This window comes from Sphingobium sp. FG125 (genome assembly GCF_057809795.1).
Genome location: NZ_JBMDKQ010000008.1, coordinates 1 through 25,548, shown reverse-complemented (window position 1 = coordinate 25,548; position 25,548 = coordinate 1). Strand labels below are relative to the sequence as shown.

The following is a 25,548-nucleotide window of genomic DNA, read 5'->3' as shown; positions in this document are numbered from 1 at the left end:
GCCCTATCAATAGTGTGACACCCCTCCGTCTGGCCGGTGGCCAGCCACCTCCCCTATAAGGGGAGGATTGGAGTCCAGAAATCACAAAGATGCGTAAAAGATATATCGCAACTCTTGACCGTCTAATTTTTTAAGATATATCTCAGTGCATCATGAAACAGACTGAAAGACAAATGATGCACTTCTCACACGCACAACATGGGCGAGGCGACCGTCATCACGGTCATGGTCGCTTTCTCAGCCCTGACGGCTTTGGCCGGGGCGGCTTCGGGCGCGGCGGGGATCGTTCGTTCGGGGGTGGTCCCTTCGGGGACGGGCCAATGGGCGGCGGGCGCGGTGGCGGGCGGCGGCGGCTGTTCGACAATGATGCGCTCAAGCTGATCCTGCTCAAGCTGATCGCCGATACGCCGCGCCATGGCTATGACCTGATCCGCGAGATCCAGAGCCTGTCGGGCGAGGTCTATGCGCCCAGCCCCGGCGTGGTCTATCCCACGCTGACCCTGCTGGCCGATATGGGCCTGATCGCCGAGCAACCGGGACAGGGCAGCCGCAAGCTGTTTGCGATCACCGACGAAGGCACGGCCTATCTGGCCGAGCATCAGGCAGGACTGGCGCTGGTGATAGAGCGGATCGCGTCGCTGGCGCAAAAGGCCGAGCGCACCGATAGCGCGCCTCTACGCCGCGCTATGCACAATCTGCGCATGGCGATCCAGGGGCGGCTTGAAAAGGAAGGGGCCGATGCCCAGACCATGTTCGACGTCGCGTCCCTGATCGACGAGGCCGCCACCAGGATCGAAAGGCTCTAAAGTCATGACGCTGACCGCCCATGTCCCCACGCCCAACGCCAGCCGCTATCTCCAACAGCTGTGCAAACATTGGAGTCATAAATTCGAGACGGAGTTTGATCCGCAATCGGGCGTCATCGCCTTCCCGATGGGCCCGATCCGCATGGCCGCGCAGGAGGAGGCGCTGGTGGTGACGATCGATCCGACCCCGGACGCCGATGTCGCGATGTTCAAGAAGGTGGTGGCAGAGCATCTCGACCGCTTTGCGTTTCGCGAGGCCCCGCTGGCCTTTGATTGGAAGTGAGGGGATTGACCAGCCCTACCCGTTCGGGCTGAGCGAAGTCGAAGCCTTCTCCTGAACGAAGTGAAGGAACTTCGCTCCGCTCAGTAGCCCCCTTCGACTTCGCTCAGGGCGAACGGAGGTGGAATCAAACCTCCCCGATCATCTCCGCCAGCACGGCCAGGCAATCCTTGCCTAGTTGGGCGGAGCGGGCGGGGGACCAGCCGAAATCGGCGTCGGGCAGGTCGTCATTATCCTTGAACGGCATTTCCAGCGTCATCGCCACCGCGCCAAAGCGTTCGGCGACCTGATTGGTGGACATGGACAGGTTGGCCCGCCCTTCCCCCGCCACCGGATAGCCAAGCCGCGTTTGGAAATCGGGCGTGCGCGCCGCCAGCGTGTCGCGATAGCGGTGGTAGAGGGTCAGTTGCCGTTCGGTGATGGACGGGATGCCCTCAAAGCCGGCGATGAATACGGCGGGGATGGCTTCGTCGCCATGCACGTCGATCGCGATGTCGACGCCGGTTTCGTCCATCGCCGCGCGGACAAGAAACACCTCCGGGCTGCGCTCCATCGACGGTTCATGCCATTCGCGGTTGAGGTTCACGCCCACCGCATTGGTGCGCAAATGGCCCCGCCTGCTGCCGTCCGGGTTCATATTGGGCACCAGATGGATGGTCGCTTTCTGCCGCAGCAGGCGCGCGACCGAATCCTCTTCGTCACACAGCCGTTCCAACGCGCCTTCCATCCACCATTGCGCCATCGTTTCGCCGGGATGCTGGCGGGCATAGAGCCATACCTGTTTCGGCCCCTCGCCTACGCTCAGCAGGTCGATCGGCTGGCCGTCCAGCGTCAGCCCCAATTCGCGATGGGTGACGCCCGGCTGGCAGGCGGCAAAGGCGATCAGATCGTGGTGGCGCTCCATCGAATAGGGCGCGAAATAGGCGACCCAGAGCGCATTGCTGTCCGGCTCCAGCCGGATCGTCAGCGTGCCATTGGCATAGCTGGTATCGGCCTGGTTCCAGGTCTCGCGATCCTCGCTCACCCGCGCCTTATAATTGGCCCAGCCATCGGGATAGGCCGACCCGCCGCAATTGACGATCGCCAGTTCCACGGAGCGTCCGGCAGCATTGGCCACACGGAAATGGAACCATTGATAGAAATCGCTCTGATGGTCGGTCACGATTTCCAGTTCGGCGCGGACACCCTCTGGCGTGTCGGTGATGGAAAGGACGCGGATATTGCCGCTGTCGAATGCGCTGGTGATGGAGATGGTCATTTGACGGTTATAGTGCGCCCGGATTCGCCGGGATAGCCCCCGATCAGCGCAGCGCTCAGCTTTTGTGCCGCAAGCCCCGGTTGCGCGGCGGGCGTGCCTTCGCGGGCCTGTGTCAGGGCGCGGCCTTCCCAGATCATCGTCGAATCGGCGCGGCGACGCAGCTGCACCTGCAATTCGGTGGTGACGATATCCTTGAGCTTGCCCGACAGGTTGATGCCGATGCCCACACCCAGCCCGGAATAGCCGCCGCTACCGATGCCGCCGCCCACGCCGACGCTGACCGGCTTGTCGCTGCTGCGGTCGATACCGGCAGGGCGGAAGCTGCGACGGAAAGCGACGCTGGCGACATAGTCGCTGGTTGCGCCAGCGGTAACCGGTGTGAAGCCGACACGCTGCCATTCCTGCGCGACGGCGGCGGCATAGGTGCGAAATTCCAGGCTGATGTCAGGATTGCCGCGCATTTCCTCCACCGCGATCGTCCCGCTGCGCGCGGGATCACCGATATGGAAGCGGGTGACCTCCACCGGAGGAATCGCCGTGGCGCAGGCGCTTAAAGGGAGGGCAAGGCTGGCGGCAAGGATCAGGCGCTTGGACATGGCATCTACTCCAACGGGATATTCACCGCTAAACGACACAGACGGTGTAATTCCTTGAACGCTCCAAGCCATCAACTTGCTGCATGGGGGATGAACGGAGGCAAAAGTGACGCCGCCGGACTTGACTTGAGGCCGTCCCGGCCATAGGGGCAGCGCTTCGATTTTCCGCTAAAGCCAGATTCTAAGAAGGCAGACTTCCATGAAGATCCGCAACTCGCTCAAGTCGCTCAAGGACCGTCATCGCGATAACCGCGTGATCCGCCGTCGCGGCCGCACCTATGTGATCAACAAGACCAACCGCCGCTTCAAGGCCCGCCAGGGCTAAGCCATGCGGTGAGGCCCGCCGCCGTCCTTTGTGACGGTCGGCAAGCCTGTTACGATATTGGGACCGTTGAGTCCTGTCCGAGCGCCTGATCGATGCCGATCAGGCGCTCGACGCATTTGTGCGCCATCGGTTGATTCGGCCTGAGAGTGAAGGCGATCGCACCGATGCTCTGATCTTCACGGCCCACAAAAAAGCCATCCATAGGCGGACCCATGGATGGCTTTCAGCATCGCAATCCGGTTGAGCCGGTCGAGCGCAGGTCAGTCCCCCTGCTCGTCTATCTTGGCAATTTCATCGTCCAGATCGCGCAGCGCGTCGGCGCGAATGCGATCGGTCATATGGGCGGCGCGGGCAATCTGGGCGCGGGCTGCCATCAGCCCGGCGCGGGCGGCGCGATGGGCCTGCGCCTCGATCTGCGCCTCGCAGATGCGGATGCGGATGGTGCGGCGACCATCGCTGCCCACGCTTTCGCGCTTGCTGACGGTCTGGTCGCCTTCACAGCCGTTACGGACATCGACGCGCGGCACCATGCGGCGGATTTCGGCCTCGGTCGGGATGTGGTGGCGCTCGACCCGGCCATCGGCATGAGTGATGGTGATCGCGTTCTTCTCTTCGCGCACGGTGACAGGCGGCACCGCTGGCATGGGCGGCACTGGCGCGACCGGCGCGATCATGTCGGCGGCAGGGACGATCGGGGCGCTTGGCGCGGGCGGCGGTGCGGCGGCCATTTCGGTGTCGATTCTGGCCGCGGTGGGGACGGCAGGCGTTTCCGGCCATTCATCAACAGTCTGCGGCACGGTGGCGGCGGCGGGTTGGGCCACCAGATTGGAAAGCCGTGCAAAGTCGGCGGTTTCGACCGTGTCGCTGATCGCCGCCATCTGCTGCGCGGCGCGGCTGCCCGAAGCTGTGAGCGCGAGACCCGTTGCGGTGACAATGGCGACAGCGGCCATGCCCCAACTGATCCGCTGGAGCGAAATTTCGTGGCGCGAAAGCATGATGAGCCTCCCCTTCAAGGTGGTGATTCGGGTCAGATGACAGGCGGCGGCGAACTGGCGGCCACCGGCGGCTTTCAGGATCGCGCGGCCATAGATATGGGCCTGATCCTGGCCGTAGAGCGCCAGCACGCGCGCGTCGCAGGCGGTTTCCTGATCGGCGCGATAGGCGCGGTAAGCGATCCAGGCGACAGGGTTGCACCAATGGATGGCGAGCAGCGCCAGCGCGACCATGTTCGCTGCCAGATCGCCATGAGTATGGTGGGCGCGTTCGTGCGCGATCGCCATTTCCTGTTCCAGCGCGTCATAGCGCAGGGCAAAGTCGGCGGGCAGGACGATGAAGGGCTGGAACACGCCAAAGGCGAGCGGCCCGCTGGCGTGCGGGCTGGTGATCAGGCGGATGCGACCTTCCTCGCCGATCGGCGTCGCGCCGGTCAGCATGTGCCGCCGGAACCGGGCATAGCCGACCCCCTGGATGATCAGGAAGGTCAGCATCCCGGCAAACCAGAGGCCGATGCCGACCTCCAGCCAGGGGAAGGCGGTGTCGGTCGTCACCTGCGCCGCCGGCGTGACGCTCAGCAGGTCGGGCAGGCCCGCCTGATCGACCGCAACATGCAGCGGCGAGGGGCTGGCGACATCGCCGGGCAGCGCAGGCAGCAGCATCCGGGCGAATGGCACCGCCCAAAGACAATAGGCCGCCCCTGCCCCCAGCCATCGCGCGACCGGTCGGCGCAGCAGCATGACCAGCGCCATCAGCAGCGTCGTGGCAATCAGGGTTTCGACCATCCAGACGCTCATGATTTCAGCCCTTTCAGGATTGCCTCAAGCTCGGCAATGTCATCCTCGGTCAACTGGTCCTGACTGGCCAGCTGCGCAACCAGTGGCGACACCCGCCCGCCGAACAGCCGGTTGACCAGCCGCCCCGATTCGCTGGCGACATAATCCTCCCGCGCGACCAGTGGGCGGTAGAGAAAACGGCGGCCATCCTGATCGGCGGCGATCACATCCTTGGCCATCAGTCGCGACAGCAATGTCTTGACCGTCTGCGCGCTCCAGTCGCGGGCGGCAGTGACGCGATCGGCCACGTCATTGGCGGTCAGTGGCGACTGTTCCCACAGCGCCTCCATGACCACCAGTTCGGCTTCGCTGATCTTCTCACTCACCTGCGCCACGCGACTCTGCCTCTTGTTCAACTACAGATGTAATCGCATTGATTACGATTGTAGTCAATAGGGGCGGCAGCGAGCTGATACACAGTGTTTGGAGGCCAAGATCCTCCCCTTGCAGGGGAGGTGTCGGGCCGCAGGCCAGACGGAGGGGTGTTGCCGTATCGATAGGGCAACACCCCTCCGTCAACGCTTCGCGTTGCCACCTCCCCTGCAAGGGGAGGATGTTTCCCGCTCCATAATGTCGGAATATTTGACAGATGCCGCAGCATCGCGCGTGCCGTTAACCCTTGTAACCGCGGATTTGCGCGCCCTGCTGTTTCTGGCACAGCGGTTGCTTCTCTTAGTTCCGTAACCCACCGTGTAACTACCCTGGGGGTGCTGGCCGATCTCCGTCGGCACCCCCAACCCGGTGGCTCCCCCTAATCCAGCAAAAAAAGGCGGCCCGATGACCGGACCGCCCTTCATGGTGTGGACAATATGCTGGGGATCAGCTTGCCGACGCGACGCCCTGATCGGTCATCAGCTGGTGCAGTTCGCCCGCTTCATACATTTCCATCATGATGTCGCTGCCGCCGACAAATTCGCCCTTCACATAGAGTTGCGGGATGGTCGGCCAGTCGGAAAAGGCCTTGATGCCCTGACGGACGGCCTGGTCCTGCAACACGTCGACTGTTTCATAGGCGACGCCCAAATGCTCCAAGATAGCAATGGCGCGGCTGGAAAAGCCGCATTGCGGAAAGAGCGGCGTGCCCTTCATGAACAGCACAACGTCGTTGGCGCCCACGATTTCGGCAATCCGCTGATGCACGGCGTCGGTCATGATCGAAAGTCCATTCCTGTCTGGCGCCGCTTTTGGACGCAAATCTGTGATGCGGGTTAGTTGGGAACCGCAGTGGTCAGTTGCAAGGCGTGCAGCACGCCCCCCATCCGCCCGCCGAGCGCGGCATAGACAGCGCGTTGCTGCGCCACCCGGCTCATGCCGCGGAAACTTTCCGCCACCACCCGCGCGGCATAATGATCGCCGTCACCCGCCAGATCGGTAATTTCGACATCGGCGTCGGGGATCGCGGCGCGAATCATGTCGGCAATGTCGTCGGCGGCCATCGGCATCGCAGGCGGCCTTACTGCGCTTCGATGAACATGCGGCGAGCGATCACCGCCTGTTCTTCCAGAGCCGCGCGCACGCCCGGCTCGTCAATGTCGATACCCGCCGAGGTCATGTCGCCCACCAGCTTGCGGATGACATCCTCGTCACCGGCTTCCTCGAAATCGGCCTGCACCACCGCCTTGGCATAGGAATCGGTTTCTTCCGGGGTCAGCCCCATCTTCACCGCGGCCCATTCGCCCAGCAGGCGGTTGCGACGCGCCTGGATGCGGAACTGCATTTCCTGGTCATGGGCGAACATATTTTCAAAGGCCCGTTCGCGATCGTCGAAAGTCGTCATGCCCAAAAGCCCCGTTGAAACCTGATAGTAGGAAAAGAGATAGGAAGAAGCGCGCGTTTACGCAACGGCGGGGATCATCCAGGGGCGATCCTGCGCCACTTTTGCTTCATAGACGCCGATGCCGTCGGCATCGCCCAGCGTCAGGCCGATTTCGTCCAGGCCGCCCAGCAGGCAATGTTTGCGGAACGGGTCGATTTCGAAGCTGAAACGATCCTGAAACTGGGTCGTGACCGTCTGCTGCTCCAGATCGACATGGATTTGGTCAGTCTGCGCCACCTCCATCAGCCGGTCGATCGCGTCCTGCGGCAGAACGGCGGTCAATATGCCATTCTTGAACGCATTGCTGGAGAAGATGTCGGAGAAGCTCGGCGCGATCACAACCCGAATGCCCAGATCGCCCAGCGCCCAGGCGGCATGTTCGCGGCTGGAACCGCAACCGAAATTGTCGCCCGCGATCAGGATCGGGCTGCCCGCATAGGCCGGATCGTCAAAGACGTTGCCCGGCTCCTTGCGCAACACTTCAAACGCACCCCTGCCCATGCCGTTGCGCGAAATCGTCTTGAGCCAGTGCGACGGGATGATGATGTCGGTGTCGACATTCTTCATCCCGAACGGATAGGCCTTACCCTCAACCGTGGTCAGCTTGTCCATCAGCGCGCCTGCTTTGCTTCCGTGGCGGAAATGTCCTCGGCCCGGCCCAGCGTCGCGGCCATCGCCGCGCTGGCCAGTGCGCCCAGCGTCAGCAGCCAGAAAATCTTTTTCACTATGCCATCCCCTCTTCTTTTTTCAACAGTTCGCGCACGTCGGTCAGCCGGCCGGTGATCGCCGCTGCCGCCGCCATCGCGGGCGACACCAGATGGGTGCGCGCGCCCGGTCCCTGACGGCCCATGAAATTGCGGTTGCTGGTCGACGCGCAGCGTTCGCCCGCAGGCACCTTGTCCGGGTTCATGCCAAGGCAGGCGGAACAGCCCGGTTCGCGCCATTCAAAGCCCGCGTCGGTGAAGATGCGGTCCAGCCCTTCGGCTTCTGCCTGCCGCTTGACCAGGCCAGAACCGGGGACGACCATCGCGTGCTTGATGCCGCTGGCGATGTGCCGGCCTTCAAGCAGCGCGGCGGCGGCGCGCAGATCTTCGATCCGGCTGTTGGTGCAGCTGCCGATGAAGATATGTTCGATCGCCACGTCGGCCAATTTCTGCCCGGCGGTCAGCCCCATATAGTCGAGCGACTTTTGCGCCGCTGCCCGCTTGGACGCATCCTCGAAACTCGCCGGGTCCGGCACCACGCCGGTCACCGCGACGACATCTTCGGGGCTGGTCCCCCAGGTCACGGTCGGCACGATGTCGGCGGCGTCGATCACCACGCTCTTGTCGAACACAGCGCCCTCGTCGGTCACCAGCGTGCGCCACCAGGCGACGGCTGCGTCCCAGTCGGCGCCCTTGGGGGCCATCGGGCGATCCTTGAGATAGGCGAAGGTCGTCTCGTCGGGGGCGAACAGACCCGACCGCGCGCCCGCCTCGATCGACATATTGGCGACGGTCAGCCGCCCCTCGATCGACATGGCGCGGAACACCGATCCGCGATATTCCATGACATAGCCGGTGCCGCCCGCCGTGCCGATATGCCCGCAAATCGCCAGCGCGACATCCTTGGGCGTGACACCGAAGCCCAGCTCGCCCTCGACCACGACTTCCATGGTTTTGGACTGTTTGAGCAGCAGCGTCTGGGTCGCCAGCACATGCTCGACTTCCGACGTGCCGATGCCGAAGGCCAGCGCACCCAGCGCGCCATGCGATGAGGTATGGCTGTCACCGCACACCAGGGTCGTGCCGGGCAGGGTGAAGCCCTGTTCGGGTCCGACGACATGAACGATGCCCTGTTCCACATCGGCGTCGCCGATCAGGCGCACGCCAAATTCCGGGGCATTGCGCTCCAGCGCGGCCAATTGCTGCGCGCTTTCCGGGTCGGCGATCGGGATGCGATGGCCGTCGGCGTCGCGGCGCGGCGTCGTGGGCAGATTATGATCCGGCACCGCCAGCGTCAGGTCCGGCCGGCGCACTGTTCGGCCAGCGAGACGAAGCCCCTCAAACGCCTGTGGCGACGTCACTTCATGGACGAGGTGGCGATCAATATAGATCAGGCAGGTGCCATCCGGGCGGCGCTCGACGACATGCGCGTCCCAGATCTTCTCATAGAGGGTGCGGAGCTTAACCATTATGGTTTCCCCCTAGACCCGGAATGGCCCAGGGAAAAGGGGGAAGCGGGTGGAAAACTGCTCTTTTGTCCATATGGCGGGCAACAATGTTACACCGCCCGATAATCCGCGATGATCCGTCCTGCCGCGCCGATTTCAGCCTCATGGCTGTCCTCGCGCCAGGTCTCGGCCAGGGCGGCCTCTTCCCATGCCTGCATCGCGGGCAGCGCCAGCATATGGTCGACCCATGCCTGCCCCACCGCGCCGACGTCCAGCTCATAGGTCCGCACCCGGAACGCGACCGGCGCATAAAAGGCATCGACGGCGGTGAAGGCCGGTCCGGCAAGGAACGGCCCGCCGAAGCAGGTCAGCCCTTCGGCCCAAAGCTCGGCGAGGCGCGCAATTTCCCTGTTCAGCGCGGGCGAGTGCAGGTGCGGCTCGACCCGCACCCCGACATTCATGGTGCAATCGTTGCGCAGCGTCGCAAAGCCGCTGTGCATTTCCGCCGCCGCGCATTGCGCCCATGCCCGTGCGGCTTCGTCGGTCGGCCAGACGGTGGGATGACGATCGCCCAGATAGAGGGTGATGCCCAGCGAATCCCAGATGGTCCGTTCGCCATCTATCAACGCAGGGACCTGTCCGGTCGGCGAAAAGCTGCGGAAGGCGGCATAGTTGGTCGCCTGCGTGAAGGGTTCGATCCGGTCGATGAACGGGATGTCCAATGCGGTCATCAGCACCCAGGGGCGCAGCGACCAGCTGCTATAATTGCGGTTCGCGGTGATGAGGGTGTAGGTCATGGCCGTGTCTCCCTGATGCAAGCTGGGTGCGCCTTATCGCATGGGCAAATGACGGTATAGCCGCATCCAGCGAGGCGGATATAAGGCTGGCTTATCTGGCGCTAAGGCTGGCCAAGCCTTTGGAAGCGCGGCACAAGGGGGCATTATGGGCGTTATCCCTCTATCGCCCCACCCCTGACAGACGGAGTTCCCTGACGTGAACCGACGCCAGTTTCTTGCCACCAGCGGCGCAACCGCGCTGAGCGCCGCCGCCACTCCAGTCTTTGCCCAGCCCGTAGGCGCCGACGCGCGATTGCGCGCCATGCTCGACGGCTTTTTCTACGAACGACTGGCGGATTCGCCAGAACAGGCCACCCGGCTTGGCCTCGACACGGGCGAGCGCGCCGATTTGCGCGGCAAGCTCAGCGACACGTCCGCCGCCGGGGTCGCGCGCGATCTGGCGCGCAGCAAGGCACAGGCAAAGCAGCTCGCCAGCATCGACCGCAAGGCGCTGAGCGATGCATCGACGCTCGATTATGATGTGGTGACCTATCAGCTTGATCGGTCGATCGGCGGCGAACGCTTCGGCTATGGCGAAACGGCGGGCCGTTATGCCCCCTATGTGCTGAGCCAGCTAACCGGCAGTTATCGCGAGACGCCCGATTTCCTCGATTCGCAGCATCGTGTCGCCAATGCCGCCGACGCGGACGCCTATCTCGCCCGGCTCGAAGCCTTCCCGGCGGCGATGGATGGCGAGTTGGAGCGGCAAAAAGCCGACGCGGCCAAGGGCGTGTTCGCGCCCGACTATATTCTCGACACGACGATGAAAATGCAGGCGTCGCTGCGCGATCAGCCCGCCACGCAGACGGTGCTTGTCGCGTCGTTCGCCAAGAAGCTTGCCGCCGCTGGCCTGCCGCCCGAACGTGCGGCGCAGGCCGAAAAGATCGTCACGGACACGATCTTCCCTGCGCTCGATCGCCAGCGCGCGCTGGTACAGGCATTGCGGGCCAAGGCGACGCATGACGCAGGCGTGTGGCGTCTGCCCGATGGCGAAGCCTTTTACGCGGCCGCTGCCGAAGCGGCGACGACCACCGCGCTGACCGGCGATGAAATCCATCGGATCGGGCTGGATCAGGTGGCGGAGATCAGCGCCCGGATCGACACGATCCTGAAGGGCGAAGGTATGAGCCAGGGAAGCGTGGGCGACCGCCTTGTCGCGCTCAACCAGAGGCCCGACCAGCTTTTCCCGAACACTGATCCGGGTCGCGAGGCGCTGCTGGCGCAACTCAATGTCCAGATCATCGCGATGCAGAAGCGGCTGGGTGAAAGTTTCAACACCGTGCCAAAGGCGCCGGTCGAAGTGCGCCGCGTGCCGGTGACCATTCAGGCGGGTGCGCCGGGCGGCTATTATCAGAATGCGTCGCTCGATGGATCGCGTCCGGCCATCTATTATATCAACCTGCGCGACACGTTCGACCGGCCCAAATTTGGGCTGGCGACGCTGACCCATCATGAGGCGGTGCCGGGCCATCATCTGCAAGTCTCGGTCGCGCTGGAATCGGACGCCATTCCGATGATCCGGCGGCGCGGCGGGTATAGCGGCTATTCGGAGGGCTGGGCGCTCTATTCCGAGCAGCTGGCCGACGAAATGGGCATGTTCGACGACGATCCGCTGGGGCAGGTCGGCTATCTCCAGTCGCTGCTGTTCCGCGCGACACGGCTGGTCGTAGACTCCGGGATGCATGTCAAACGCTGGAGCCGGGAGAAAGCGACCGACTATCTGATCGCCACCACCGGCATTGCGCGTGGCCGCAGCCAGGGCGAAATCGACCGCTATACGGTGTGGCCGGGACAGGCGTGCAGCTACAAGATCGGCCATACCGTCTGGAACGACCTGCGCGCGGAAGTGAAGCGGAAACAGGGCGCGGCGTTCGACATCAAGGCGTTTCATGATGTGCTGGCATTGGGGGCGATGCCGCTCGATATATTGAAGCAGACGGTGCGGCAGCGGGCGGGGATTGTGTAACGCTAAGAAGCGATTGAATGCAGTGTGTTCCCGCGCAGGCGGGAATCCAGTTCAGACGGCGGGACTGGGTTCCCGCCTGCGCGGGAACACGCTGCGCCTTCTAAAACAAAAAACGACCCGGCGGTGCGCCGCCGGGTCGTCAAGTCCTTCCACCCAAATCGCGGGACATCTGCACGTCCCGCGAACTGGCTCTTGAGCAGCGTCAGGCTGCAAACTGATTCATCGTGTTGTGCGCGCCGCCCGCCTTGAGCGCGGCTTCCCCGGCGAAATAATCCTTGTGATCGTCGCCAATGTCGCTGCCGCTCATATTCTGATGCTTCACGCAGGCGATGCCCTGGCGGATTTCCTTGCGCTGGACGCCTTCGACATAGCCCAGCATCCCTTCCTCGCCGAAATAGGTCTTGGCGAGATTGTCGGTGCTGAGCGCCGCGGTATGATAGGTCGGCAGGGTGATGAGGTGGTGGAAAATCCCCGCCCGCGCTGCCGCGTCCTTCTGGAAGGTGCGGATACGGTCGTCGGCTTCCCGGCCCAGATCGGTGTCGTCATAATCGACGCTCATGAGGCGCGCGCGGTCATAGGCGCTGACATCCTTGCCCGCCTCGATCCAGGCATCATAGACCTGCTGGCGGAAATTCAGCGTCCAGTTGAAGCTGGGCGAGTTGTTATAGACCAGCTTGGCATTGGGGATGACTTGCCGGATGCGGTCGACCATCGAGGCGATCTGCTCGATATGCGGCTTTTCCGTTTCGATCCACAGCAGGTCCGCGCCATTTTGCAGGCTGGTGATGCAGTCGAGGACGCAACGGTCCGCGCCAGTGCCTTCGCGGAACTGGAACAGGTTGCTGGGCAGGCGCTTGGGGCGCAACAGCTTGCCGTCACGGTTCAGGATGACGTCGCCATTGCGTGCGGTGGCCGGGTCGATCTCCTCGCAATCGAGGAAGCTGTTATACTGGTCGCCAATGTCGCCCGGTTCCTTGCTGACCGCGATCTGCTTGGTGAGGCCCGCGCCCAGCGAGTCGGTGCGGGTGACGATGATGCCGTCGTCAACGCCCAGTTCGAGGAAGGCGTAGCGGCAGGCGCGGACCTTCGCGAGGAAATCCTCATGCGGCACGGTGACCTTGCCGTCCTGATGGCCGCACTGCTTTTCGTCGCTGACCTGATTTTCGATCTGGAGCGCGCAGGCACCCGCCTCGATCATTTTTTTGGCGAGCAGATAGGTGGCTTCGGCATTGCCGAAACCTGCGTCGATGTCCGCGATGATGGGGACGACATGGGTTTCATAATTGTCGATCGCGTGGGTCAGTCGCTGCGCCTCGACTTCGTTGCCGGTTTCGCGCGCCTTGTCGAGATCGCGGAACAGCAGGCCCAGTTCGCGGGCGTCCGCCTGCTTGAGGAAAGTGTAGAGTTCCTCGATCAGCGCGGGAACACTGGTCTTTTCATGCATCGACTGGTCGGGCAGCGGGCCGAAGTCGGAGCGGAGCGCCGCGACCATCCAGCCGGACAGGTACAGATATTTCTGCTTGGTCGTGCCGAAATGCTTTTTGATCGCGATCATCTTCTGCTGGCCGATAAAGCCGTGCCAGCAGCCCAGCGACTGGGTGTAGTTGGCCGGGTCGAGATCATAGGCGGCCATGTCGCGGCGCATGATGCCCGCAGTATATTTGGCGATGTCGAGACCGGTGTTGAAGCGGTTTTGCAGCTTCATGCGGGCGACGGATTCGGCATTGATGCCGTCCCAGGTGCCGGGATGGCTGCCGATGAGTTGCTGCGCCTTCGCGATATTGTCCTGGTAGGTCATGGCCGGTCCTTGCGTGGAAAGTGAGCTGTTGCGCCCCGCCTACCCCCTCCTGTTGCAGTGCGGCAGTCCTCCTGAAGTTCAGTTGTCGATCTTTACAAATTTATGCTGTAAAGTTGTAAAGTATGCACAGGAGTCGGCCCGATGCGTAAGGATAGTCCGGTTTATATGGGGCCACGGTTGCGGCGGTTGCGCCGCGACCTGGGCCTGACTCAGGCCGATATGGCGGCTGATCTCGACATTTCCGCCTCCTATGTCGCGCTGCTGGAGCGCAACCAGCGTCCGCTGACCGCCGACATGCTGCTGCGGCTGGCGCGGACCTACAAGCTGGATATGGCGGAGGTCGCGGGCGACGGCGGCACCGAACAGACCGCGCGGCTGCACGCGGTGCTGAAAGACCCGATGTTCGCCGATCTGGACCTGCCTGCCCTCGCCACCGGGGACGTTGCGGTCAATTATCCGGGCATCACCGAAGCACTGTTGCGGCTCTATACCAGCTATCGGGAGGAGCATCTGGCGTTGGCCGATCAGGGCGTCGCAGCCGATGATGCGCCCGATCCGGTTGCGGAGTCCCGACGCTTTCTGGCTGCCCGTCGCAACAGCTTTCCGCTGCTGGACGATGCGGCGGAGAAACTGGCGGCGGAGGCGGAGGCCGAGGGCGGACTGACCGGCTGGCTGCGCGTACGCCATAATCTCCGCGTCCGCCGCCTGCCGTCCGACGTCATGGCCGGGTCGCTGCGCCGCTATGACCGGCATCGCGACGCGGTGCTGCTCGACGACACGCTCGATACGGCCAGTTCGCAATTCCAGCTGGCGCTCCAGATCGCCTATCTGGAGATGCGCAAGGCGTTCGACGCGATCCTGAAGGACGGCCAGTTTGCAAATGAAAGCAGCCGCCGCCTCGCGCGGCGGGCGCTGGCCAGCTATGGGGCGGCGGCGATATTGATGCCCTATACCGCGTTCGCCAAGGCAGTCGAGGTGCGGCGTTATGATGTCGAGGCGCTGGCGCGGCAGTTTGGCACCAGTTTTGAACAGACCGCCCATCGGCTGACCACGTTGCAGAAACCGGGTCAGGAACGGGTGCCGTTCTTCTTCCTGCGCGTCGATCCGGCAGGCAACGTGTCGAAGAGGCTCGACGGGGCGGGTTTTCCTTTTGCCCGCCATGGCGGCTCCTGCCCGCTCTGGTCGGTGCATCGGGTGTTCGAGACGCCGCGGGAGGTCGTCACCCAGTGGCTCGAACTGCCCGACGGGCAGCGCTTCTTCTCGATCGCCCGCACCGTCACCGCAGGCGGTGGCGGCTGGGGGGCGGCCAGGGTGGACCGGGCGATTGCGCTCTGCTGCGCCGCCGACCATGCCCACCGGCTGATCTATACCCAGGGCCAGCCGACGCCGGAGCCGACCCCCATCGGCGTCACCTGCCGCCTGTGTCACCGCCCGCAGTGCCTCGCCCGATCCGCGCCGCCGATCGGGCGGGATATGCTGCCCGACGATTTTCGCCGGACGCGCGCGCCCTTCGGCTTTGCCGACGGTTAGCTCTCGATCAGGTCGAGATAGGCCACCACGTCATTGTCGGTCGCCAGATAGAGGCCGTCCTGCGTTTCCTGCGTCTGTTGCTCGGCCACGCGCAGCGCTTCGCTCAGGGGACCGTACATCAATGTCGTCGCACCGCCATCGTCGCCCAGATGATAGAGGCGCACGGTGGCGCTGTCATAGGTGGTTCGCATGGGGCCAGTATCCGATAGTCCGCTGCTCTATACAAATAAAACCGTTCGGGCTGAGCCTGTCGAAGCCTCGCCCTTTACTTGAAGAAGAACAACCCTTCGACAGGCTCAGGGCGAACGGAGGTTGGGGAAGCCCCTACCGCCGGTCCTTCACCTTCATGCTTGGTGCAAGGTCGTTCTTCCCGATCCGTACCGCGTCGTCGGTGAAGTTGGCGACGAAGGTGCTGTTGCGCTCCAACCCCGGCACGAAACCGGCTCTATTGCCTTCGATCACAAGGCCTGCACTCGAATGTTCGCGGCCTTCGGGGGCGATGGTGATGAAGGCGGACCAATTATCCTTGTCCTTGCCCTGCACCATTTCATTGCCGGTGATGATACCGGTCGCGCCGTTGGACAGGTCGATCATATAATTGGTGAGCTTCCCGCCGCTGTCGTCGAAACTGTTGCCGGTGATCGTCACGCGGGCGGTACGGCTTTTGAGATAATGGCCACCATCGCCGAGGTCAAAGCGGCTGTTGGTGACGGTGAGCGCGGCCAGTCGGCCGATATAGATGCCATGGGCGCAATCGAGATCGCGGTCGCACCGGCCCAGATGCCGGAAGGTCGATTTGTCGATGCTGACCTGCCCGCCTTCATAATCGCCGGTGAGGATGCCTTCCTCACTGTTGCGGAACAGGCTGTTGCGGACGGTGAGGGTGCCGCTTTCCAGGCGAATGCCCGCGCCATTGCCGTCGGGCACGCGGATATTCTGGAAGATGATGCCGTCGACCGCGCTCGCCCGCCCGCGCAGCACGAACGCGCCCTTGCCCTCGCATGGCACGCCGTCGAAGATCACCGTGCCGGGGGTCGCGGCGCGAATGGTGACGTCGCCGTCCTGCTGCACGGCGCATTGATGATAGGTGCCGGGGGCAATCACCACCGTTCCGCGTCCGTCGCCGATCGCGCCCAGCGCATCGGCCAGCGAGCCGAAGGCGCGGCCCGATTCGGCAAGGGTGAAGGGTGCGGGATTGCCCTGCGCCAGCGCGGTCGAAGCGATGGCGATGGAGACGAGGAGGCTGGTGGACAGGATACGCATGGCGGCAAGGATAGGCGCGCGCGGCGTAGCGACCAAGGTGGGAACGGGGTTAACGCCGCCCTGCCCCGCTATGGGACAGAGTGGTGGGGGAAGGTTGATGGGAGGCGGGAGGGTGTAGCGGGATCAGCGCCCAGCCCCCTCATCTAACCCTCACCCCGCAGCAACCTCGCACAGCGCCTTGAATTGCGCCATCATCTGGTCCCAGCCGGGGTGGAAGCCCATTTCCGCGTGCCGGGCCTTGGCTTCTGCGTCCCAGTGACGGGCGGTGGCGGTGAAGCGGGTGGCATCCCCCTCCTCGGCGAAGGTCCAGATGGCGGTCATGAAAGGGGTTTGCGGGACCCAGCCTGCGGCATAGGCGTCGGTGGTGACGATCCGTTCGCCCGGCACCACTTCCAGAAAGACGCCCTCCATCGGCCCGGTTTCCTCGCCATCCGGGCCGAACATCTGCACCGCACTGCGGCCGCCGGGGCGGAGATCTTCCTCGATCACTTCCGCGCGCCAGGGTTTGGGGCAGAACCAGTCTTCCTTGCGATCGGTCCACACGCGCCAGCATGTCGCGCGCGGGGCGGCGATGGTGCAGGTGACGGACAGGTCGTGCGCGCCTTCGCTCATGCCGTTTCGCCGTCGAAGGCGGCCTGCATGGCGGCGGTATCGAGTTTTTCCATCGTCATCATCACCTTGATCATGCGGTCGATCCCGGCCTGGTCGCCGCTATGATAATTGGCGAGTATCCCCTGCGTCACCAGTTGCCAGGACAGGCCATATTTGTCCTTGAGCCAGCCGCACGGCGCAGGCGATCCGCCGTCTGCGGTCAGCGCATCATAGTAAAGATCCAGTTCCGCCTGATCCTTGCACGCGACCGACAGCGAGACGGCTTCGGTAAAGGGGAATTGCGGGCCGCCATTCAGCCCCTGATAGGGTTGCCCGAACAGCGTAAATTCGACCAGCAGGACGCTGCCCCCCGCCGCTGGCGAGGGAGAGAGATTTTCCTGCGGGTAGTAGCTGATATGATCGACCGACCCGCCAAAGACGGAGACGTAGAAATGCGCCGCTTCCTCCGCTTGCCCGTCGAACCACAGGCAGGGGGCGATGATGGTCATGCGGCTTCTCCTGTATCGGCGCGGGTGCCGACCAGCGCGAACATCGCGCCCTGCGGGTCGAGCAGCTGAACGATCCAGCTGCCGCCGGGCACTTCGGACGGGCCATGGAGGATGGTGCCGCCGCCTGCGGTCACCCGCGCCGCTGCCGCGTCAATGTCCCCAACGACGAAGTAGAAGAGCCAGAGCGGCGCGGGCATTTCCTTGGGGATCGGCATGATGCCGCCCGACATGCTGGGAAAATCGCTGCCGCCGGTCTGCGAGACGAGCTGGTAGCTGCCCATGTCGCCCATATCCATGGCTTCCCCCTTGGTCCAGCCGAACTGGCCGGTGTAGAAGGCCATGTCGGCGTCGAAATTGCCGCTATACAGCTCGTGCCAGCCGACATGGGCCATCGCCATGGGTGGCGGGGCTTCCATGCCGTCGGGGCTGGAGCCTTTGAGCAGCATGAAGGTGGCGCCGCCCGGATCGCCCATCACGGCGAAGCGACCGACTCCTTCGATGTCCTCCGCCGGGCGCCTGATGCTGCCTCCCGCCGCCGCCAGTCGCGCGGCGTCCGCATCGACATCGGCCGAGGCGATATAGCCGCCCCACCAGGGGGTCATGCCGCAATCCTTCGCCTCGTCCGGGATTGCCATCACCCCGCCCACCGGCCCGGCGCTGCCGACGATCAGCGTATAGCCGCCATCCTGGCCAAACGGCATCGTGGTCCAGCCCACGACATCGGTGTAGAAGGCGAGCGCGGCCTGCGGATCGCTGGTCATCAGCTCGACCCAGAAAAATTGTCCCTTAAGGTCGGTCATCGCCTCTCTCCTGTCGGGTGGTTCAGGCCTTTTCATCGACCAGCACGGCAAAGCCGCCATAGATGAGGCGCGCGCCGCTGAACGGCATCTCCTGCCCTTCCTGAGGCTTCATCCGCTCGTCGGTCATCATTTGGGCAGAGCCTGCATCGCGGCTTTCCTTGTCGGGCCATTCGATCCAGGAAAAGACGACCTCTTCCTCCTCTTCCGCGATCACGGCGGTACGGAAGTCGTTGACCTTGCCCGGCTTGATATCGTCGCCCCAACATTCGACCACGCGGGTCGCGCCATATTCGATGAAGATCGGGGCCATCTTCGCCGCGATATCGATATAGGCCTGCTTATTGCCCTTGGGCACCGGGATCACGAAACCGTCCATATAGGCCATCGTCTCTCTCCTCCTTGGCTCCGCCATGCGCTGGCATGGCGGGCAGAGCCGTCAAGCGACTCGCCAGCGATGATGCCGCCGCGCCCGCCAATGCGCAACGGCGCGTCGCTTATTCGGTATTGGTCGGCAGTGGCTGGACCATCAGCTTTGGTCCCGGCGCGGCGGGCAGGGTCGGCGCGACGGCGGGCGGACGGCGGGCCTGTGATGGGGCCGCCGCATCGGGCGGTGGCGGCAGATTCTGCTGGATCGCGCTGGTGACGCTGGGGGCAAAGCCCGCTCGCGGCGCCTCGCCGGGCGGGACGGGCGGCGGCGGTAGCGGCGTAGGGGCCGCCCATACCGTCACCGTCCCGCCGAAGCGCGACTGCCATTCGGCCAGCCGCCGCAGATAATCGGCATAGGCGGCGTAGAAATCCTGGAACGGCTTTTCCAGATCCGCCAGCGCGGTCGGGGCATAGTCCAGCAGCGCGCTGGACGGCATCGTGAGCAGTTTTGCCCCGACGGCTTCGGCAACGGGGCAGAAGCTTTTGGTGACGGGGGGCAGCGAAAAGAAATTATAGACGGTGGTGTTGAGCCGTTCGCGCGCGCCAAAGCCTGCGGTGCCATAGGCGACCTTATAGTTGCGATCGACCGCTTCATTGGCCTGCGTCAGCACAGGGCCGTGGACATGGAGCAGACGGTTATATTGCAGCCGCGCCAGATCGGCCGTGCTGCGGCAGGACAGGGCCGCGACGTTGAGCGCCATGCGGACATGCCAGAGCGCGGTGTTGGAGGTGACCTTGCGATTGGGGGTCAGATATTTGCCATCCGCTATTTCCGGGATGCTCATATCCTCCACCGCGCCCATGGGCGGGCGCGGCCTGACCGTTTCGACCAGCGGCGGCGGCGGGGTCGGCTCCGGCTTCTTCACCGGGGTCGAACAGGCCGCCAGCACGGCCAGCGACACAAGCGAAAAACGGCCATAAATACGGCGCAGGACGATCATCAATTTCTCCGATGGGCTGCGCACCGTCATGCCGGGCATTGTGGTCGGAGGAAATATGCCTGATTAACCGTTCATCGCAAGGATTCAGGCGGCCCGTCGCTCTAGCGCCGTCGCGGCCTCCGCCATCAGCTGCGCGATGATGTCAGCGACCGGTTCTTCCCTGGTCACCATGCCGACCGACTGGCCCGCCATCAGCGACCCGCCATCGACATCGCCGTCGATCACTGCGCGGCGCAACGCACCGGCCCAGAAATGTTCGATCTGCAACTGCGCCTCGCCCATGTCGACCGCGCCTGCGTCGAGCAGATTGGCGACTTCGCGCTGCTTGGCGGTGAAATTTTCCATGCCCGCATTTTTGAGCGCGCGCACGGGAATGACCGGCAGGCGCGGGTCGATCTGGACGCTGGCGATCGCGTCGCGGGCCGAGGCGCGGAAAAAGGCCTTTTTGAAGGCTGGGTGGGCGATGCTTTCGGTGGCGCAGGCAAAGCGGGTGCCAAGCTGCACGCCCGCCGCGCCCATTTCGAGATAGGCGGCGATCGCTTCGCCCCGGCCAATGCCGCCCGCGACGAATACGGGCAGTTGTTCGCTCATTTCGGGGAGGATTTCCTGCGCCAGCACACTGGTGGCGACCGGGCCGATATGGCCGCCTGCTTCATGCCCCTCGACGATCAGCGCATCGACGCCGGAGCGGGCCAGCTTCTTGGCCAGCGCCAGGGCGGGGGCGAAGCAGATGAGTTTCGCGCCCTTGGCCTTGATCGCCTCGATACTGCCCTTGGGCGGCAGGCCGCCGGCCAGCACGATATGGGTCACGTCATGGCTGGCGCAGACGTCGATCAGGTCGAACAGTTGCGGGTGCATGGTGATCAGGTTGACGCCGAAGGGTTTGCTGGTCAGCGCCTTGGTCGCTGCAATTTCCGCGTCGAGCAAAGCTGGCGTCATCGCGCCGCAGGCAATCACGCCGAAACCGCCCGCGTTGGACATGGCCGACACGAGATGACGTTCCGACACCCAGCTCATCGCCCCGCACAGGATCGCGCTGTCGCAGCCGAGAAATTGCGTGCCGCGGGCCATGAGGGCAGTGAGTTTCTGCATGTTCTAAACCTTGCTTGGATAATCGCGCGGCAACCAGCCTTTTGCGTTGCGCTGGGGTAACGTGATGGACTTCTTCTCACAATGAGCAATTACTAGGATCTCATGGTGGGGACTCCATCCATCCCAATTCGACGAATAGCAACTATTGCAGATATTCATCTCATAGCCTTGGAAATATTTAGCTTCCCAAATACCTCCGCCCATCTGGCAAGAAACACCACATACATCGCAGTTGTAGCGAGGCGCTTTTATCATACCGCCGGGGCGTCCAGACCATAGGCGGTGTGCAGGACGCGGACGGCCAGTTCGGTTTCGTCCTCGTCGATCAGCACCGAAACCTTGATCTCGCTGGTGGAGATAGCCTCGATATTGATGCCGCGATCGGCCAGTGTCTTGAACATGGTTGCGGCGACACCGGCATGGCTGCGCATACCCACACCCACGACGCTGATCTTGGCGACTTCGGTGTCGGTGATGATGCGGCGGAAGCCGATCGCGTCCTTGTTCGCTTCCAATATGTCAACGCTGCGGGCGAGGTCGGCGCGCGGGACGGTGAAGGTGACGTCCGTCTCTTCGTTGTCCTTGCTGTCATTCTGGATGATCATGTCGACGTTGATCGCCGCGTCGGCCAACGGCGTGAAGATGCTGGCGACCGCGCCCGGCTTGTCGGGTACGCGGGTCACGATGATCTTCGCCTCATTCTTGTCATGGGCGATGCCGGTGATGAGCTGACGTTCCATCTTGTTATCCTTGCGCTTGGCTTCCAGTTCCTCGTCGCTGACGATCAGCGTGCCGGGCAGGTCGTTCTGGGTGGGATCATCGAAGGAGGACAAGACCTGCACGACCACGCCTTCCTTCATGGCGAGGCCGACAGAGCGGGTTTGCAGCACCTTGGCCCCGACCGACGCCAGCTCCAGCATTTCCTCATAGGTAACGAGGTCAAGCTTGCGGGCGCGCGACACGATGCGCGGGTCGGTGGTATAGACGCCATCGACGTCGGTATAGATGTCGCAGCGGTCAGCCTTGATCGCGGCGGCGACGGCGACGGCGGAGGTATCCGACCCGCCCCGGCCCAGCGTCGAGACGCGGCCATCGGCCATCATGCCCTGAAAACCGGGGATCACCGCGACCTGCCCCGCGCCCATCGCGGCGAGCAGCGCGTCGGTATCGATGCTGCTGACCCGCGCCTTGGCATGGGCTTCGACGGTCTTGATGGGGAGCTGCCAGCCAAGCCAGCTGCGCGCGTCCACGTCCATGGCCTTAAGCGTCATTGCCAGCAGGCCGCTGGTGATCTGCTCGCCTGCTGCCACGACGACATCATATTCAGCCGGATCATAGAGGGCGGAGGCTTCCTTGCAGAAGCCGACGAGCCGGTCCGTTTCGCCCGCCATGGCGGACACGACGACGGCGACTTCATGGCCCTGGCTCACCACATGCTTGACCCGCGCGGCCACGTTGCGAATTCGCTCCATCCCCGCCATGGAGGTGCCGCCGAATTTCATCACGATGCGCGCCATTTGCTTGTCGAACCTGCTAGTTGGTGAGAAAGAAAATGTCCCAGAAGGGCGAAACGGCGCTTCTTTAGCAGCGGATACGGATATGGCAAGCAACCCGACAGCAACGATCGACCCCAGGGAGGCCGCCCATTTCGGCACGATGGCGGCCGAGTGGTGGGACCCGCAGGGCAGCAGCGCAATGCTGCATAAGCTGAACCCGGTGCGGCTGGCCTATATTCGCGCAGCGATCGACGCGCATTGGCCGGGCAAATCGCATGATTTTGAGCCGCTTGAGGGCAAGCGGGCGCTGGATGTGGGGTGCGGCGCAGGGTTGCTGGCCGAACCGCTGGCGCGGCTGGGCGCGCGCGTGACGGGGCTGGACGCGGCGCCGGAGAATATCGCGGCGGCGCGCGCCCATGCCGACCGCCAAGGGCTGGCGATCGACTATCGTGCGACGCCGGTGGAGGATGTGGCGGACGGCGGGTTCGATCTGGTCACGTCGATGGAGGTGATCGAGCATGTCGCCGATCCTGCCGCTTTCGTCCGTGCGCTGGCGGCAAAACTAGCCCCTGATGGCCTGATGATCCTGTCCACGCCCAACCGCACCCCCCTGTCCCGCCTGGCCATGATCACGATCGGCGAGAGCATCGGCGGTATCCCCAAGGGGACGCATGACTGGGGCAAGTTCATCACGCCGGAAGAACTGACCGCCTTGCTGGAACAGGCCGGGCTGGAGGTGATCGACAGTAGCGGGCTGAGCTTCGATCCGGGTCGGGGCTTTACCCTGTCGGCGAACAAGGCGATCAACTATCTGCTGACCGTGCGGCACCAAAGCTGACGCGATGGTGGGTGATCCCCGCATCGACGCCTATATTGCGCGGCAGGCGGATTTTGCCCGGCCGATCCTGACCCATATCCGTGCGCTGGTTCATGCCACGGTGCCGGACGCGGGCGAGGCGATCAAATGGGGGATGCCCTTCTTCACCTATAAGGACCAGAATCTGTGCAGCATGGCCGCGTTCAAGAGTCATGCTGCTTTCGGTTTCTGGCATGACAAGGTTGGTCGCGATGATACTCGGCAGGGAGCGATGGGGCAGTTCGGCAGGATCACCCGCCTGAGCGACCTGCCGCCTGACGCGGAGATCGCCGCGCTACTGGCACAAGCGATGGCGTTGATTGATGCAGGGGATCGACCGCGCACCAGCGCGAAAGAGCCGCGCGCGCCGCTGCCAGTCCATCCGGCTTTTGCAGAGGCGATTGCTGCTGACCCGGCTGCCGCGGCGGTGTGGGCCGCCTTCCCGCCCGGCAAGGTCCGCGACTATTGCGAATGGATCAATGATGCCAAGAGCGATTCGACCCGCGAGAAGCGCATGGCCCAAGCGGTCGAATGGATCGCGCAGGGCAAGGGGCGGAACTGGAAATATCAGAGATAGGGGGGAGCGACCCGATGCGCTCGACCCTTTGAGAGGGTGGTGGACAGGGTTGGGTTCGAACCAACGTAGGGCGTAGCCCGGCAGATTTACAGTCTGCTGCCTTTAACCACTCGGCCACCTGTCCATTACCCTTCGCGGTCAGGAAAAAGCTTCTTTCCCGCGCTGGAGGCGGCTCAATGGCGAAAGGAGGCTTGCCTGTCAATGGTCGGATGTGAAAAGAGCGCTTCCATGAAAAGAGGTCATCGTCCCGCAAAGCCGAAGGGCGCGTTCCCGCGCTTCTATGGCCGCCACGCCGTCATTGCGGCGCTGGCCAATCCCAACCGCATCGTGCGCAAGATATGGGGCACCCGCGAAGCGCTGGGCGCGCTGGAGCTGCCGCCGGTGCTGCCGATCGTCTATGCCGATGTGGCCGATATGGGCCGGATGGTCCCGTCCGACGCGCCGCATCAGGGCATCGTCGCCGAAGTCGAACCGCTGGACGATGTCTGGCTGGGCGATGTGCTGGACGAAGGGCGCGATGACAAGCGGCCGATCCTGGTGCTGGACCAGGTGACCGACCCGCATAATGTCGGCGCGATCCTGCGGTCCGCCGCCGCGTTCGATGCACTGTGCATCGTGACGCAGGACCGGCACGCCCCGCCCGAATCGGGCGTGCTGGCGCGCGCGGCGTCGGGCGCGCTGGAGATCATGCCATGGGTGCGGGTGGTCAACCTGTCGCGGGCTTTGGACGAAATTGCCGAGGCGGGTTACTGGCGGATCGGGCTGGATGGCGAGGCCGATACCAATTTGGGCGACGCGATCGGCGAATCGCGCGTCGCTTTGGTGCTGGGGGCCGAAGGCGAAGGGCTGCGTCACAACAGCATGGCGCATTGCGACATTTTGGCTAAACTGCCGATCAGTCCGCGGATGGAGAGCCTGAACGTGTCCAACGCCGCGGCCATCGCCCTGTACGCCGCCGCCAGCCGGTAGGCAGCCGACCGGGCGGCTAGTCGGGGGACGTCGCCATGAAATGTCTGTTGCGTTGGGTGCTGGCCCTGCCGGGGGTGATGGCGCTGTCGGCTTGCCTGGTGACGCCGGGCAAGTTTGAATCCTCGCTCGACATTCGGGCCGACCGCAGTTTCAGCTTCGCCTATAAGGGCGAGATCATCGCGTCGGACAGCGGAAAGGGGGCGATGGGCATCCCTGAACCGGCAAGCGAGGATGGCGAGGCGGCGCCGGCCCAGCTGTTGCAGATTGCCGCGGAGAAGTCCGACAGCGAAGCCGACAATGGTAACGACGTGCAAATGCGCGCGATCGCTGATGCCTTCACGAAAGAAAAAGGTTTCATATCAGCGCGTTATTTGGGAAATCGCACGTTCGATGTCGACTATGCGATCAGCGGGCGACTGACCCATGCCTTCCTGTTTCCCTTCAACATCGACGCGCAGATCGTGTTGCCCTTCGTCGCGGTGGAATTGCGCGGAGACGACCGGGTACGCGTAAAAGCGCCGGGCTTTGCCAACGGGTTCGACAAGAGCCAGGGGCCGACGCTAGGCGCGGACGGACCGGGCGAGGAAGCGGCCAAAGCGCTGAACGGCAGCTTCACGCTGACGAGCGACGCGGAGATTATCAGCCAGAATCAGGAGGAAGGCGCGCAACCCGCGCCCAACGGGAAGCGCATCGTCTGGCGGGTCACCCCGCTGACGAGTGAGGCGCCCGCTGCCACGCTGCGCTTGCAGCGTTGAATTTTGGTTCAGCTTCGCTGAACAGACCGCACCGGCCCGCACCCCCACCCGGCCTCCCACAGTATATCCTGAATGGGAGGC

30 protein-coding genes and 1 tRNA gene are annotated in these 25,548 nt (G+C 63.8%); 9 read left to right on the top strand and 22 right to left on the bottom strand.

Annotated features, from left to right (window positions below):
• Nucleotides 1-173 precede the first annotated feature (173 nt).
• Entirely contained in the window at nt 174-806 is a 633-nt protein-coding gene (locus tag ACODSR_RS09540; protein ID WP_489075901.1) for a PadR family transcriptional regulator, read from the top strand.
• 4 nt (nt 807-810) lie between these two features.
• A complete protein-coding gene (locus ACODSR_RS09535; RefSeq protein WP_489075899.1) occupies nt 811-1,089 on the top strand; it encodes a DUF2218 domain-containing protein in 279 nt (92 codons plus the stop codon).
• 124 nt (nt 1,090-1,213) lie between these two features.
• Here ACODSR_RS09535 and ACODSR_RS09530 read toward each other — a convergent pair whose 3' ends face one another.
• Together ACODSR_RS09530 and ACODSR_RS09525 are read right to left on the bottom strand one after the other, a co-directional pair.
• A complete protein-coding gene (locus tag ACODSR_RS09530) occupies nt 1,214-2,344 on the bottom strand; it encodes a M14 family metallopeptidase (protein ID WP_489075897.1) in 1,131 nt (376 codons plus the stop codon).
• Nucleotides 2,341-2,940, bottom strand: a complete 600-nt coding sequence (locus tag ACODSR_RS09525) for a hypothetical protein (RefSeq protein ID WP_489075895.1) — start codon at nt 2,938-2,940, stop codon at nt 2,341-2,343. The genes ACODSR_RS09530 and ACODSR_RS09525 overlap by 4 nt, the downstream gene beginning before the upstream one ends.
• 199 nt (nt 2,941-3,139) lie before the next feature.
• Between ACODSR_RS09525 and ykgO the strand changes: the two genes are divergently transcribed.
• Nucleotides 3,140-3,265, top strand: a complete 126-nt coding sequence (gene ykgO, locus ACODSR_RS09520) for a type B 50S ribosomal protein L36 (RefSeq protein ID WP_003046794.1) — start codon at nt 3,140-3,142, stop codon at nt 3,263-3,265.
• Between the two features lie 49 nt (nt 3,266-3,314).
• On the opposite strand, the gene ACODSR_RS09515 is transcribed toward ykgO, so the two are convergent.
• The 9 genes from ACODSR_RS09515 to ACODSR_RS09475 all read right to left on the bottom strand — a co-directional run bounded on the left by ACODSR_RS09515 (nt 3,315) and on the right by ACODSR_RS09475 (nt 9,859).
• Entirely contained in the window at nt 3,315-3,467 is a 153-nt protein-coding gene (locus ACODSR_RS09515) for a hypothetical protein (protein WP_489075893.1), read from the bottom strand.
• Nucleotides 3,468-3,525: 58 nt separating this feature from the next.
• Nucleotides 3,526-5,055: a M56 family metallopeptidase gene (locus ACODSR_RS09510; protein ID WP_489075891.1), complete on the bottom strand. Its 1,530-nt coding sequence runs from the start codon at nt 5,053-5,055 to the stop codon at nt 3,526-3,528.
• Entirely contained in the window at nt 5,052-5,420 is a 369-nt protein-coding gene (locus ACODSR_RS09505) for a BlaI/MecI/CopY family transcriptional regulator (protein ID WP_489076181.1), read from the bottom strand. Before ACODSR_RS09505 ends, ACODSR_RS09510 begins: the two co-directional genes overlap by 4 nt.
• A gap of 493 nt (nt 5,421-5,913) precedes the next feature.
• Nucleotides 5,914-6,246: a Grx4 family monothiol glutaredoxin gene (gene grxD, locus ACODSR_RS09500; RefSeq protein ID WP_489075889.1), complete on the bottom strand. Its 333-nt coding sequence runs from the start codon at nt 6,244-6,246 to the stop codon at nt 5,914-5,916.
• A gap of 56 nt (nt 6,247-6,302) precedes the next feature.
• Complete coding sequence (locus tag ACODSR_RS09495; RefSeq protein ID WP_006965900.1) at nt 6,303-6,536, bottom strand: BolA/IbaG family iron-sulfur metabolism protein; 234 nt, start codon at nt 6,534-6,536, stop codon at nt 6,303-6,305.
• 11 nt (nt 6,537-6,547) lie between these two features.
• Nucleotides 6,548-6,871 carry a DUF1476 domain-containing protein gene (locus tag ACODSR_RS09490; RefSeq protein ID WP_119744710.1) on the bottom strand — a complete coding sequence of 108 codons (324 nt, stop codon included), beginning with the start codon at nt 6,869-6,871 and terminating at the stop codon, nt 6,548-6,550.
• A gap of 57 nt (nt 6,872-6,928) precedes the next feature.
• Nucleotides 6,929-7,522: a 3-isopropylmalate dehydratase small subunit gene (gene leuD, locus ACODSR_RS09485; protein WP_489075887.1), complete on the bottom strand. Its 594-nt coding sequence runs from the start codon at nt 7,520-7,522 to the stop codon at nt 6,929-6,931.
• Nucleotides 7,523-7,634: 112 nt separating this feature from the next.
• Nucleotides 7,635-9,083 carry a 3-isopropylmalate dehydratase large subunit gene (gene leuC / locus ACODSR_RS09480; RefSeq protein WP_489075885.1) on the bottom strand — a complete coding sequence of 483 codons (1,449 nt, stop codon included), beginning with the start codon at nt 9,081-9,083 and terminating at the stop codon, nt 7,635-7,637.
• Nucleotides 9,084-9,172: 89 nt separating this feature from the next.
• The gene (locus ACODSR_RS09475; RefSeq protein ID WP_489075883.1) at nt 9,173-9,859 is read right to left on the bottom strand and encodes a glutathione S-transferase family protein; all 687 of its coding nucleotides are present in this window, start codon (nt 9,857-9,859) and stop codon (nt 9,173-9,175) included.
• A gap of 196 nt (nt 9,860-10,055) precedes the next feature.
• On the opposite strand from ACODSR_RS09475, the gene ACODSR_RS09470 reads away from it, so the two are divergent.
• Entirely contained in the window at nt 10,056-11,864 is a 1,809-nt protein-coding gene (locus ACODSR_RS09470; protein ID WP_489075881.1) for a DUF885 domain-containing protein, read from the top strand.
• A gap of 202 nt (nt 11,865-12,066) precedes the next feature.
• Here ACODSR_RS09470 and ACODSR_RS09465 read toward each other — a convergent pair whose 3' ends face one another.
• The gene (locus tag ACODSR_RS09465) at nt 12,067-13,662 is read right to left on the bottom strand and encodes an isocitrate lyase (protein ID WP_489075879.1); all 1,596 of its coding nucleotides are present in this window, start codon (nt 13,660-13,662) and stop codon (nt 12,067-12,069) included.
• Nucleotides 13,663-13,803: 141 nt separating this feature from the next.
• Between ACODSR_RS09465 and ACODSR_RS09460 the strand changes: the two genes are divergently transcribed.
• On the top strand, nt 13,804-15,192 hold the full coding sequence (locus tag ACODSR_RS09460) for a helix-turn-helix domain-containing protein (RefSeq protein ID WP_489075877.1): 1,389 nt from the start codon (nt 13,804-13,806) through the stop codon (nt 15,190-15,192).
• Here the strand turns inward: ACODSR_RS09460 and ACODSR_RS09455 are convergent.
• The 9 genes from ACODSR_RS09455 to ACODSR_RS09415 form a co-directional block, all read right to left on the bottom strand.
• Entirely contained in the window at nt 15,189-15,383 is a 195-nt protein-coding gene (locus ACODSR_RS09455; protein WP_107124289.1) for a hypothetical protein, read from the bottom strand. The genes ACODSR_RS09460 and ACODSR_RS09455 overlap by 4 nt on opposite strands.
• A 133-nt stretch (nt 15,384-15,516) precedes the next feature.
• Complete coding sequence (locus ACODSR_RS09450) at nt 15,517-16,455, bottom strand: right-handed parallel beta-helix repeat-containing protein (RefSeq protein ID WP_489075875.1); 939 nt, start codon at nt 16,453-16,455, stop codon at nt 15,517-15,519.
• A gap of 150 nt (nt 16,456-16,605) precedes the next feature.
• The gene (locus ACODSR_RS09445) at nt 16,606-17,067 is read right to left on the bottom strand and encodes an SRPBCC domain-containing protein (protein ID WP_489075873.1); all 462 of its coding nucleotides are present in this window, start codon (nt 17,065-17,067) and stop codon (nt 16,606-16,608) included.
• On the bottom strand, nt 17,064-17,555 hold the full coding sequence (locus tag ACODSR_RS09440; RefSeq protein ID WP_489075871.1) for a VOC family protein: 492 nt from the start codon (nt 17,553-17,555) through the stop codon (nt 17,064-17,066). The genes ACODSR_RS09445 and ACODSR_RS09440 overlap by 4 nt, the downstream gene beginning before the upstream one ends.
• Nucleotides 17,552-18,355 (bottom strand): VOC family protein, encoded by an 804-nt coding sequence (locus ACODSR_RS09435; RefSeq protein WP_489075869.1) that lies wholly within the window; start codon nt 18,353-18,355, stop codon nt 17,552-17,554. The genes ACODSR_RS09440 and ACODSR_RS09435 overlap by 4 nt, the downstream gene beginning before the upstream one ends.
• 22 nt (nt 18,356-18,377) lie before the next feature.
• A complete protein-coding gene (locus ACODSR_RS09430; RefSeq protein WP_489075867.1) occupies nt 18,378-18,740 on the bottom strand; it encodes a DUF1428 domain-containing protein in 363 nt (120 codons plus the stop codon).
• Nucleotides 18,741-18,849: 109 nt separating this feature from the next.
• On the bottom strand, nt 18,850-19,761 hold the full coding sequence (locus ACODSR_RS09425) for a hypothetical protein (protein ID WP_489075865.1): 912 nt from the start codon (nt 19,759-19,761) through the stop codon (nt 18,850-18,852).
• A gap of 45 nt (nt 19,762-19,806) precedes the next feature.
• On the bottom strand, nt 19,807-20,814 hold the full coding sequence (locus tag ACODSR_RS09420; RefSeq protein WP_489075863.1) for an NAD(P)H-dependent flavin oxidoreductase: 1,008 nt from the start codon (nt 20,812-20,814) through the stop codon (nt 19,807-19,809).
• 251 nt (nt 20,815-21,065) lie between these two features.
• Complete coding sequence (locus ACODSR_RS09415; protein ID WP_489075861.1) at nt 21,066-22,331, bottom strand: aspartate kinase; 1,266 nt, start codon at nt 22,329-22,331, stop codon at nt 21,066-21,068.
• Nucleotides 22,332-22,413: 82 nt separating this feature from the next.
• Between ACODSR_RS09415 and ubiG the strand changes: the two genes are divergently transcribed.
• Together ubiG and ACODSR_RS09405 are read left to right on the top strand one after the other, a co-directional pair.
• Nucleotides 22,414-23,148 carry a bifunctional 2-polyprenyl-6-hydroxyphenol methylase/3-demethylubiquinol 3-O-methyltransferase UbiG gene (gene ubiG / locus ACODSR_RS09410; protein WP_489075859.1) on the top strand — a complete coding sequence of 245 codons (735 nt, stop codon included), beginning with the start codon at nt 22,414-22,416 and terminating at the stop codon, nt 23,146-23,148.
• Between the two features lie 4 nt (nt 23,149-23,152).
• Nucleotides 23,153-23,743, top strand: coding sequence for a YdeI/OmpD-associated family protein (locus ACODSR_RS09405; protein ID WP_489075857.1), 591 nt, complete (start codon nt 23,153-23,155; stop codon nt 23,741-23,743).
• 37 nt (nt 23,744-23,780) lie between these two features.
• On the opposite strand, the gene ACODSR_RS09400 is transcribed toward ACODSR_RS09405, so the two are convergent.
• A tRNA-Tyr gene (locus ACODSR_RS09400) sits at nt 23,781-23,867 on the bottom strand.
• Between the two features lie 104 nt (nt 23,868-23,971).
• Here ACODSR_RS09400 and ACODSR_RS09395 point away from each other — a divergent pair.
• Both ACODSR_RS09395 and ACODSR_RS09390 read left to right on the top strand, forming a co-directional pair.
• Nucleotides 23,972-24,712, top strand: coding sequence for a TrmH family RNA methyltransferase (locus ACODSR_RS09395; protein ID WP_119744745.1), 741 nt, complete (start codon nt 23,972-23,974; stop codon nt 24,710-24,712).
• Nucleotides 24,713-24,747: 35 nt separating this feature from the next.
• A complete protein-coding gene (locus ACODSR_RS09390; protein ID WP_489075855.1) occupies nt 24,748-25,467 on the top strand; it encodes a hypothetical protein in 720 nt (239 codons plus the stop codon).
• The last annotated feature ends 81 nt before the right edge of the window (nt 25,468-25,548 follow it).